The 9,411-nt window shown below is 62.9% G+C and carries 12 protein-coding genes and 1 pseudogene; 10 read left to right on the top strand and 3 right to left on the bottom strand.

The window, feature by feature from the left end; genetic code table 11:
• Positions 1-513, top strand: a 513-nt coding sequence (locus EOD07_RS11770) for a SagB/ThcOx family dehydrogenase (RefSeq protein WP_164772188.1), incomplete at its 5' end; no start/stop codon positions are given.
• A gap of 60 nt (positions 514-573) precedes the next feature.
• On the opposite strand, the gene EOD07_RS11765 is transcribed toward EOD07_RS11770, so the two are convergent.
• Positions 574-1,257 carry a response regulator transcription factor gene (locus tag EOD07_RS11765; protein WP_041007450.1) on the bottom strand — a complete coding sequence of 228 codons (684 nt, stop codon included), beginning with the start codon at positions 1,255-1,257 and terminating at the stop codon, positions 574-576.
• Positions 1,258-1,461: 204 nt separating this feature from the next.
• Here EOD07_RS11765 and EOD07_RS11760 point away from each other — a divergent pair, with 204 nt between their 5' ends.
• Genes EOD07_RS11760 through EOD07_RS11750 form a run of 3 tightly spaced genes read left to right on the top strand, consistent with a single transcriptional unit; the run spans position 1,462 to position 3,270 of the window.
• Positions 1,462-2,160: a fumarylacetoacetate hydrolase family protein gene (locus EOD07_RS11760; RefSeq protein WP_127235572.1), complete on the top strand. Its 699-nt coding sequence runs from the start codon at positions 1,462-1,464 to the stop codon at positions 2,158-2,160.
• The gene (gene maiA, locus EOD07_RS11755; protein ID WP_127235571.1) at positions 2,157-2,807 is read left to right on the top strand and encodes a maleylacetoacetate isomerase; all 651 of its coding nucleotides are present in this window, start codon (positions 2,157-2,159) and stop codon (positions 2,805-2,807) included. Before EOD07_RS11760 ends, maiA begins: the two co-directional genes overlap by 4 nt.
• On the top strand, positions 2,797-3,270 hold the full coding sequence (locus EOD07_RS11750) for a DUF4262 domain-containing protein (RefSeq protein ID WP_127235570.1): 474 nt from the start codon (positions 2,797-2,799) through the stop codon (positions 3,268-3,270). The genes maiA and EOD07_RS11750 overlap by 11 nt, the downstream gene beginning before the upstream one ends.
• Here the strand turns inward: EOD07_RS11750 and EOD07_RS11745 are convergent.
• Positions 3,265-4,491, bottom strand: a complete 1,227-nt coding sequence (locus EOD07_RS11745) for an MFS transporter (protein WP_127235569.1) — start codon at positions 4,489-4,491, stop codon at positions 3,265-3,267. The genes EOD07_RS11750 and EOD07_RS11745 overlap by 6 nt on opposite strands.
• A gap of 95 nt (positions 4,492-4,586) precedes the next feature.
• On the opposite strand from EOD07_RS11745, the gene EOD07_RS11740 reads away from it, so the two are divergent.
• Both EOD07_RS11740 and EOD07_RS11735 read left to right on the top strand, forming a co-directional pair.
• Positions 4,587-5,045 (top strand): helix-turn-helix domain-containing protein, encoded by a 459-nt coding sequence (locus tag EOD07_RS11740; RefSeq protein ID WP_040981760.1) that lies wholly within the window; start codon positions 4,587-4,589, stop codon positions 5,043-5,045.
• A gap of 93 nt (positions 5,046-5,138) precedes the next feature.
• Positions 5,139-6,182 (top strand): zinc-dependent alcohol dehydrogenase family protein, encoded by a 1,044-nt coding sequence (locus EOD07_RS11735; RefSeq protein WP_127235568.1) that lies wholly within the window; start codon positions 5,139-5,141, stop codon positions 6,180-6,182.
• A 62-nt stretch (positions 6,183-6,244) separates the two neighbouring features.
• Here the strand turns inward: EOD07_RS11735 and EOD07_RS11730 are convergent, their stop codons facing one another.
• Positions 6,245-7,015, bottom strand: coding sequence for an IclR family transcriptional regulator (locus tag EOD07_RS11730; RefSeq protein WP_164772187.1), 771 nt, complete (start codon positions 7,013-7,015; stop codon positions 6,245-6,247).
• 126 nt (positions 7,016-7,141) lie between these two features.
• On the opposite strand from EOD07_RS11730, the gene EOD07_RS11725 reads away from it, so the two are divergent.
• The 4 genes and pseudogenes from EOD07_RS11725 to EOD07_RS38495 form a co-directional block, all read left to right on the top strand.
• Positions 7,142-7,825 (top strand): RraA family protein, encoded by a 684-nt coding sequence (locus EOD07_RS11725; protein ID WP_164772186.1) that lies wholly within the window; start codon positions 7,142-7,144, stop codon positions 7,823-7,825.
• Between the two features lie 29 nt (positions 7,826-7,854).
• Complete coding sequence (locus EOD07_RS11720) at positions 7,855-8,523, top strand: amino acid ABC transporter permease (RefSeq protein WP_127235565.1); 669 nt, start codon at positions 7,855-7,857, stop codon at positions 8,521-8,523.
• A gap of 4 nt (positions 8,524-8,527) precedes the next feature.
• Positions 8,528-9,178 carry an amino acid ABC transporter permease gene (locus tag EOD07_RS11715; protein WP_127235564.1) on the top strand — a complete coding sequence of 217 codons (651 nt, stop codon included), beginning with the start codon at positions 8,528-8,530 and terminating at the stop codon, positions 9,176-9,178.
• A gap of 44 nt (positions 9,179-9,222) precedes the next feature.
• Positions 9,223-9,411: pseudogene (locus tag EOD07_RS38495) on the top strand (ABC transporter substrate-binding protein); the annotation flags it as partial.

The following is a 9,411-nucleotide window of genomic DNA, read 5'->3' as shown; positions in this document are numbered from 1 at the left end:
ATACTGTATTGCTCGATGGGGATCACCGGATTCTATGACATTCCTGGAATTGGAAAACTACCCATAAAGATGGCCCCATCCGGAGGAGCCAGAAATCCCTATGAGGCGTACGTTGCCGTTCTAAAAGTGCAAGGACTCGCAAAAGGCATATATCATTACTCTGCCTATGACCATTCACTGGGTAGATTAGCTTCGTTGCGGACTGAACAGATCGTTAAACTGGCAGCTGAACAGCAATGGACGATCAACGCAGCAGCAATGATAATTCTTGTTGCCAGTGTAGAAAGAACGATGTGGAAATATGGGCACCCGAATGCCTTAAAAGTTATATTTATTGAAGCTGGCCATATTGCACAAAATATGTTGCTATTGGCGACTGAATTAGGACTATCAACATGCCCAACTGCGGCACTCGACGGCCAAGTGGCTGATAAAATTCTCGGACTGAACTCGCCCTTTTTATACCCAGTTCATGCCATCGTCCTAGGCTCAAAAGAACATGAGCCACAATAACTATACTTTAGTCTCGTTCTAAGAAGCAGGCGGCCCGCGAACGCTCCAAATTTGCCCCCCTCAAAACCCAGCCTGATCCCTGAACAGCTCCGCATTATCGAGCTTCGAAACCTCGATCACCGCCTGCGTGCGGCTGTACACGTTGAGCTTGCGTAAAATCTCCGAGACATGCGCTTTCACGGTGGTCTCGCCCACCTGCAACTCGTAGGCGATCTGCTTGTTCAGCATGCCCTGGCGCAGCATCTGCAGGACCCTGAGCTGCTGCGGCGTCAGCCTCGCCAAGCGCTGCACCATGTCGGCGCGGTCGGTGCTGTCGGGATCGGGCGGCTGGCCCTCGTAATTTTCCGGCACATAGACGGCGCCGTCCATCACCGAGCGGATGGCCGCGGCGAGGTCGCTCTTCCTCGCCGATTTCGGGATGAAGCCGGCCGCGCCGTAGGACAGCGCCTCGGAGATGATCTTCGGTTCCTCATAGCCCGACACGATCACCACCGGCAGCCGCGGGTAGCGGGTCCTCAGCTGCAGCAACCCCTCGAAGCCGTGCACGTCGGGCATGCTCAGATCGAGCAGCGCGAGATCGAACGGCTTGGCGTCGGCAAGAAGCTCGATCGCTTCCGCGATCGAGCGCGCCTCGACCGTGTCGACGTCCGGATAGGCCATCTGCACGGCGCTGTGCAGCGCCTCGCGAAACAGCGGGTGGTCGTCGATGATCAGGAAGCGGGCGCGATCGCTGACGGGGGTCATTGCACGGGTTCAGGCATCGGTTCGGTTTCGGCAGGCACAGGATAGTCCCGTGACCATGGCCAGATTATTGGCAAATAGTATACGCCCAATGATCCAGCGCATTGTCACTGAAACGACAGGCCGATGTGCCCGCACGTCGAGTCTTGCCCGCCCGGCAAAATCGGCGGAAGGTGGGGGCGATTCATGCCAACACAGAGAAAACCCATGCCAGAATTCGTCCTTCCGCCGCCGCCGGTCGCCTCGGTTGCCGTCGCGGGCTCGGCGGAGCGGTTTGCCGTGCGCCGCATCTTCTGCGTCGGCCGCAATTACGCGGCGCACGCGCGCGAGCTCGGCAACGACGAGCGCGACCCGCCCTTTTTCTTCACCAAGCCTGCCGACGCGGTGGTAGACAGCGGCGCCGAGATCGCCTACCCGCCGCTGACTTCGAACCTGCATCACGAGATCGAGCTGGTCGTCGCCATCGGCAAGGGAGGCCTTCACGTGCCCCGCGCGGATGCGCTCGCCCATGTCTGGGGCTATGGCGTCGGCGTCGACCTGACCCGCCGCGACCTGCAGGATCAGGCTAAGAAGGCTGCGCGTCCCTGGGACTGGTCGAAGGCCTTCGACCAGTCTGCCCCTTGCGGCCCGCTGGTTCCGGCGGCGAAATCGGGGCATCCGGAGAAAGGCCGCATCTGGCTCGCCGTCAACGGCGCGGTGAAACAGGACGGCGATCTTGCCGAATTGATCTGGCCGATCGCCGACATCGTCTCGATCTGCAGCGAAGCGGTCGAGTTGCAACCCGGCGACCTGATCTTCACCGGCACGCCGGCCGGCGTCGGCGCGGTCCAGGCCGACGACAGGATCACCGGCGGCGTCGACGGCATCGGCGAGATCGCGGTGACCATCGGGCAGCCGAGGCGATGAGCGACCTCGTCCTCCACAATTACTATCGCTCCTCCACCTCCTATCGGGTGCGGATCGCGCTGGTGATGAAGGGGCTGGACTACACCTATGTGCCGCATCATCTGCGCCATGGCGAGCATCTGGAGCCAGCCTATCTCGCCGTCAATCCGCAAGGCCTGGTGCCGGCGCTGGTGCTGGAAGACGGCAAGCTTTTGACGCAGTCGCTGGCGATCATCGAATATCTCGACGAGATCGAGCCAAACCCGCCGCTGCTGCCGAAGGATGCGCTGGGCCGCGCGCGGGTCCGCATGCTGGCGCAGATGATCGCCTGCGACATCCACCCGGTGAACAATCTGCGCGTGCTGACCTCGCTGCGCACCTTGTTCGGCGCCGGCGACCAGGACGTCGTCAGCTGGTTCCGGCACTGGGTGAACGAAGGCTTCCAGCCGCTTGAAAAGATTCTAGCCTCCTCGCCCGAGACCGGCGCGTTCTGCCATGGCGACGCACCGGGCCTCGCCGATATCTGTCTCGCCGCCCAGGTCACCAACAATGCCCGCTTTGGCGTCGACATGACGCCCTATCCGGTGATCGCGCGCATCAACGCCGCCTGCATGGCGCTGCCGGCGTTCCAGAAGGCCGCGCCGCAGAACCAGATCGATGCCGAATAGGGAAGCCAAGGACGCCGAGGAGGCCAAGGCACTCGCGGACATCGAAGAGTACGGCTGCCACATTCTCTATGTGCTGGAGGAGGACGAGCATCCGCCCTTCGCCTACTCGGTCGGGATAGAGCACAATTTTAGCGTCCCTGAACTGGTCGTGATCGGGCTCAAGCCGGAGCTTTCGATGACCATCATCAACGAGTATTGCCGACGGGTGCGCGGCGGCGAGAGGTTCCGCGTCGGTGAGCGGGCATCGGGTTTCCTGGGAGGCGGCTTCGACTGTCAATTCGGCGCAGTGCATCCCGATCACTACCTGGACTATTTCGGTTGGGACATATGGTTTTACGACGGGCCTGATTTCCGGATTGTGCAGCTTATCTTTCCGTCAACGTCCGGGGTTTGGCCGTGGGATGCGGAAGCTGATGAATGGTTTCGCAAACGGCAGCCGCTGCTCGATACGCCGCCGTCATAACCAGCGCCCTACCCTCAGCGTCGCGGCCCAGAATGCCAGCGCCACCAGGCCGATGCCCGCGCCAAGCAGACAGACGCCCATCCAGCTCCAGGCCCCGTAGGTCATGGTCGAGGCGATGGATCCGAGCGCGCTGCCCAGCGAATAGAAGATCATGTAGCCACCGACCAGCCGGCTGCGGGCGTCCGGCCGGCGGGCGAAGATCAGGCTTTGATTGGTGACGTGCACGGCCTGGATGGCAAGGTCGAGCATGACGATGCCCAGCACCAGCAGCCAGAGCGAGGAGCCCATGAAAGCAATCGGCAGCCAGGCGGCGGCCATCAGCAAGAGACCGAAGCCAGTGACCAATTGGCCTTGCCCGCGATCGACAAGCGTGCCGGTCCAGCGCGCGCCGAGCGCGCCGGCGACGCCGGCAAGACCGAACAGCCCGATCTCCGTATGCGATAGCGAGAACGGGGGTGCTGCCAATGGCAGCACCAATGGCGCCCAGAGCACGTTGAAACTGGCGAAGATCAGCATGGCCAGCACCGCACGTACGCGCAGCAAGGGCTCCTCGATGAACAGAAGCAGCACCGAGCCGAGCAGCCGGACATAGGATGTGCGCGGCCGCGCCGCCTCATGGCGAGGCTGCACGCGGAACAGGATTGCCGCCATCGCGAGCGTCAGCACCGCCGAGGCGAGATAGACCGAGCGCCAGCCGGCAAAATCGGCGACCAGCCCCGAAGCGAAGCGCGCGAGCAGGATGCCGAGGATCACACCGCTGGTGACGGTGCCAACCGCCCGCCCCCGCTCCGCCGGCGCCGCCAGGTCGGCGGCATAGGCGACGAGGACCTGCACGACGACGGCGAGCAGGCCGACCGCCGCAAGGCTCGCCAGCAGCACCGCGGCGCTCGGTGAAAGGCCGACAAGGACAAGCGCCAGAGCCGAAAGCACGGCCTGGGTGGCGACCAGCCTGCGGCGGTCGAAAAGGTCGCCGAGCGGCACGATGAAGAACAGGCCGAGCGCGTAGCCAATCTGCGTCACGGTCACCACGATACCGACCGAGGCGGGGGCGATCGCGAAGTCACGTGCGATGGCATCCAGCAGTGGGTGCGCGAAATAGACATTGGCGACGCTCAAGCCGCAGACGACCGCGAAGATCAGCGCGGTGAGGCGCGGCAATCCCTGCCCCTTCGCGGCTTCTCCGGTCTGCCGCAGGTCCGCGCTTTGCAGTTGCAGATTCATCGTGCAAGCTCCATTTGGTTTCAAGTTGAAACCATTGCGGAATAGACAAGAAGGTTTTATCTTGCAACCACAAATCGGAAACCTGGACGAATTGCATGGTGAAACGGACGAGCCATCAAAGCGCGGATTGCCTCATCGCCCGGCCGCTCGACGCGATCGGCGACTGGTGGTCGCTGCTCATCGTGCGCGACGCCTTCGACGGCATGCGGCGCTTCGGCGAATTCCAGAAGAGCTTGGGCGTGGCCAAGAACATCCTGTCGGCGCGCCTGCGCAATCTGATTGCGCACGGCATCCTCGAGACCGTTCCGGCCGAAGACGGCAGCGCGCATCATGAATATGTGCTGACCGAAAAAGGCCGTGGCCTGTTCTATGTCCTGGTCGCCCTGCGCCAGTGGGGCGAGACCTATTTCTCCGGGCCGGGCGAGCCTTACACCTTCATGGTCGACACCCGGACCGGCAGGCCGATCCGCCGCCTGGAGGTGCATGCGGAGGACGGTCGCCTGCTGGCGCCGGGCGAGACGCGGCTCGCCGATTTCCGCCAGCAGCCGGAATAACCGATCGGTCCGCCGGTCCTGCTGGCAGAATCGATTTCCGGTCGACTGCCCGTGGAATCGGCTATCGTCATCTCAAAACGTGGGAGTTTGCCGATGAAAGCCGTCGTCTTCGAGAAATTCGGCGAGGCGCCGACGATCCAGACCGTGCCCGATCCGAAGCCGGCCGCCGACGGCGTGGTCATCAAGGTCGAGGCGACGGGTCTTTGCCGCAGCGACTGGCATGGCTGGATGGGCCATGACGACGGCATCACGCTGCCGCACGTTCCCGGGCACGAGCTGGCCGGCGTCGTCGTCGCCGCCGGCAAACAGGTCAGCCGCTGGAAGGCCGGCGATCGCGTCACGGTGCCCTTCGCCGTCGGCTGCGGCCGCTGCTTCGAATGCACCTCCGGCAACCACCAGGTCTGCGAGCACCAGACGCAGCCCGGCTTCACGGGCTGGGGCTCCTTCGCTGAATATGTCGGCATCGAGCATGCCGACACCAATCTCGTGCGCCTGCCCGAAGAGATGGAATACGCCACCGCCGCCAGCCTCGGCTGCCGCTTCGTCACCTCCTTCCGCGCCATCGTCGACCAGGGCCGGGTGAAGCCCGGCGAATGGGTGGCCGTGCATGGCTGCGGCGGCGTCGGGCTGTCGGCGATCATGATCGCCAGTTCGATGGGCGCCAACGTCATTGCCATCGACCTCACCGACGAGAAGCTGGAATTTGCCAGGAAGATCGGCGCGGTGGCGACGATCAACGCCTCGACGACGCCGAACGTCGTCAAGGCCGTCAAGCAGATCACCAATGGCGGCGCGCATATGTCGATGGACGCGCTCGGACATCCGACCACGTCCTTCAACTCGATCTCGAACCTGCGCCGGCGCGGCCGCCATGTTCAGGTCGGGCTGATGCTGGGCGAGCATGCCCGTCCCCAGGTGCCGATGGACAAGGTGATCGCCTTCGAGCTCGAAATCCTCGGCAGCCACGGCATGCAGGCCTACCGCTACTCCGCGATGATGGAGATGATCCGCACCGGCAAGCTGAAGCCCGAATTGCTGGTGGGCAAGAAGATCAGCCTTGAGGAGGCCCCGGCCGCCCTGATGGCGATGGGCGGTTTCGAGGGGATCGGCATCGGGGTGGTGACGAAGTTCGGGTAACCTCGCTTACGAACCCGAGCGCGCGGCCGTTATCGCCGCCGCGCGCTTTTGCTCGAACCATCCTATCCGGTGGCCATTTGTTCGGAGATTTTTCGCCCCGCCGCCATAAGCGCGATGCCGGCGCTCTCTATCAGCTCGTCGGACTGGCGTTGTTCCGGCGCGGACAGGCTGATGGCGGCGATGGGGTAGGACAGATCGTCGAGTATGGCGACGCCGATGCACATGGCGCTTTCTTCGTTCTCGCCGATCTCGATGGAATATCCGCGCGAGCGAATTTCCTTGAGTTGCCTGCGCAAGACCTTCGAATCGACGATGGAGCGATAGGTTAGCTCCGACAGCTTCCTGGCAAGGAGCGCGTCCCGCTCGTTTTCCCGCAGATGCGCGAGGATCGCCTTGCCCAACGCCGTCGTATGCAGCGGGTTTCTGCTGCCGACCCGCGCTTGCATGCGCAGCGTCCGCGTCGACTCCATGATTTCGATGTAAACGATCTCGCCTTCGGATTCTATGGCGAGATTGATGGTTTCGTTGAAGGTCTGGTTGAGCTCCCGCATCACCGGGACAGCCACCCTTCGCAAGCGATGCATGCTGTTGTCGGCACGTGCCAGATCGCGGAACCGCATGCCGACGCCATAGCGATCCCGGGCGGCGTCGTGGGAAACAAACATCGTGGCGCTCAGCGTCTGCAGGTACCGGAACACCGTGGTCTTGGGCATGCCCAGCGCATTGGCCACCTCGGTCAATGAGACATCGCGCCCGCTCTCGGCGATGAACTCGAGCACTTTGACCGCCTTGTAGACGGGAGAGACGATGTAATCGCCATCAGGCAATCTCACGAGGCAGGCTCCTTTTTTCGTCAGGCGAAAAAGTCGTTTCTTTACACGGAACCCTGCCGGTGATTTTTTCGACCTGTCAATACTGCATCGAGCCACCTGCGGTTGTTTCCGCAGAAAGGAGACGTCGTGAGCACACCTGCCGCAAAACTGACCCAATCGTCCGCGGAGGCGTGGCTGGAAGCGTCTGGACGGGTGAGCGTGGCCCTCGCGCTCGACATCCTGGATACCAAGGGCCTGAGGCGCCAGGCTCTGCGCCCCGGCATTCAGGCACGCACCACGCACAAGCCCCTCGTCGGTTTTGCAAAGACCATGCTTTGGGTGGAGTTCGCCCATGACGACCCCGCCACCTACGACCTCGAGCTCAAGGCGGTCGACAGCCTGCGTCCCGGAGAGTGCGTCGTCTGCGCCACCGGCAATTCATCCCGGGCAGGCATATGGGGAGAACTCCTCACCACCGCGGCCATGCGGCGCGGCGCGGCGGGCATCGTGACCGATGGGGCGGTGCGCGACATTGCGCAGATGGAAGCAATGGGCTTCTCCGTATTCTCCCGTTCGGTTTCTCCCTACGACAGCTTCAATCGCCAGAAAGTCGTCGCCTTCGACGTCCGCGTCGAGATCGATGACGTCACGATAGAACCGGGCGACGTGATCGTGGCGGACAAGGACGGCGTGGCCGTCGTGCCGGCAAGGCTGGCTGACGAGGTGCTTGCCGAAGCCCTGGACAAGGCCGGCAAGGAAGACCAGTTCCGCGACGCCGTCCGGGGCGGCATGCCGCTGCTCGAGGCCTACGAGAGATTCAATGTGCTGTAATTCCGGCCTCCCGTTCGGACCCTTGCCGGATGAGCTATGAGTTCGACTTCACCGATGTTTTCGCCGCCTGGCCGGAGCTGCTGCAGGCCCTGGCCGATACGCTGATCCTTTCGGCGTCGGCGATGGTCCTGGGTCTGGTGGTGTCGATCTTGGGAGCGCTCGGCAGGACGTCCGGGCCGAGATGGTTGCGCCGGATCATCATCGAATACATCGAGCTGATCCGGAATACTCCCCTTCTGATCCAGATTTTCGTCGTCTTTTTCGGCCTGCCCTCTTTGGGCTTGAAACTGTCTTCCAACGTGGCGGCGCTGCTCGCCCTGGTCGTCAACGTGGCGGCCTACGGCATCGAAATCATTCGGGCTGGCATCGAGAGTATCCACAAGGGCCAGATCGAGGCCGGCAAGGCCCTCGGCTTGCGGCCTTTGCAGATATTCCGCCTCATTGTCCTGAAGCCGGCGATCCAGGCGGTCTACCCCTCGCTTACCAGCCTGTTCATAATGCTGCTGCTCAACACCAGCGTCTGCTCGGTGATCGCCGCCAACGAGCTGACCGCGGTCGCAAGCAACATCCAGTCACGCAGCTTCCGCAGCTTCGAGATCTATTTCGTCGTCACGTTGCTGTATCTCGGCCTGTCGACCTTCTTCTGGGTCGTGTTCGCCGGGGTCGAGCGTGCGTTCCTGAGCAAGCCGGCTCGGTAGCACCATGCGCGCGCTCGATACAGCCGACCTCCTCTACATCGTCATGGCGGCGCGATGGACGGTGCTGCTTTCCCTCGTCGCCTTCATCGGCGGCGGCCTCGGCGGCGCGCTGATCGCGCTGGCCCGAACCAGCAAGCGCAAGTGGCTGCGGCTGGCATCGGCCGGCTACATCAAGGTCTTCCAGGGCACGCCGCTGTTGATGCAGCTCTTTCTCGCCTTCTTCGTGCCCGGCCTGTTCGGCTGGTCGGTCGAACCCTGGACAGCCGCGGCCATCGGCCTTTCCTTGCACGCAAGCGCATTCCTCGGCGAAATCTGGCGTGGCTCCATCGAGGATGTCCCGCGCGGCCAGTGGGAAGCCTCGACGTCGCTCGGTCTTCGCTACGCCCCGACAATGGCGCTGGTGATCGCGCCACAGGCCACAAGGATCGCTATCCCGCCGACAATCGGATTCCTGGTGGAACTGGTCAAGGGCACGTCGCTGACATCGATTATCGGCTTCGTCGAGCTGACGCGCGCCGCCCAGATCGTCAACAACGCCACCTTCCGGGCCTTCACGATCTTTGCCGTTGCCGCGCTGGTCTACTACGCCATCTGCCGCCCGCTTTCGGCCTACGGCAGGAAACTGGAGCAGAAGCTCCAAGTCGGCACACGCTGAAGATGCCGACGAAACATAACCACACCCTGAGAGGAGAACATCGCATGTCAATATTCAGATCCATAAGCCGTCGTGGGTTCGGCGCTTTTGCCCTGGCAGGCGTCATCGCTGCTTGCGCCGGTCTTGCGCCCGCCCAGGCCGCCACCCCTGACGAAATCAAGGCACGCGGCAAGCTGACCGTCGGCGTCATGACGGACTATCCACCCTTCGGCGGCGTCAACGCAGAGCAGCAG

It is taken from the genome of Mesorhizobium sp. M2C.T.Ca.TU.002.02.1.1 (genome assembly GCF_003997225.1).
Note: the sequence above shows the minus strand (reverse complement) of the source record. Positions and strands in the feature narration are given on the sequence as shown.

What these genes read in the sequence shown, in the direction of transcription:
- EOD07_RS11740 (WP_040981760.1), top strand. Translation starts at nt 4,587, where the DNA reads ATGGTGAAACGGACGAGCCATCAAAGCGCGGATTGCCTCATCGCCCGG.
- EOD07_RS11765 (WP_041007450.1), bottom strand. Translation starts at nt 1,257, where the DNA reads ATGACCCCCGTCAGCGATCGCGCCCGCTTCCTGATCATCGACGACCAC.
- EOD07_RS11745 (WP_127235569.1), bottom strand. Translation starts at nt 4,491, where the DNA reads ATGAATCTGCAACTGCAAAGCGCGGACCTGCGGCAGACCGGAGAAGCC.
- maiA (WP_127235571.1), top strand. Translation starts at nt 2,157, where the DNA reads ATGAGCGACCTCGTCCTCCACAATTACTATCGCTCCTCCACCTCCTAT.
- EOD07_RS11750 (WP_127235570.1), top strand. Translation starts at nt 2,797, where the DNA reads ATGCCGAATAGGGAAGCCAAGGACGCCGAGGAGGCCAAGGCACTCGCG.
- EOD07_RS11760 (WP_127235572.1), top strand. Translation starts at nt 1,462, where the DNA reads ATGCCAGAATTCGTCCTTCCGCCGCCGCCGGTCGCCTCGGTTGCCGTC.
- EOD07_RS11720 (WP_127235565.1), top strand. Translation starts at nt 7,855, where the DNA reads ATGAGCTATGAGTTCGACTTCACCGATGTTTTCGCCGCCTGGCCGGAG.
- EOD07_RS11735 (WP_127235568.1), top strand. Translation starts at nt 5,139, where the DNA reads ATGAAAGCCGTCGTCTTCGAGAAATTCGGCGAGGCGCCGACGATCCAG.
- EOD07_RS11715 (WP_127235564.1), top strand. Translation starts at nt 8,528, where the DNA reads ATGCGCGCGCTCGATACAGCCGACCTCCTCTACATCGTCATGGCGGCG.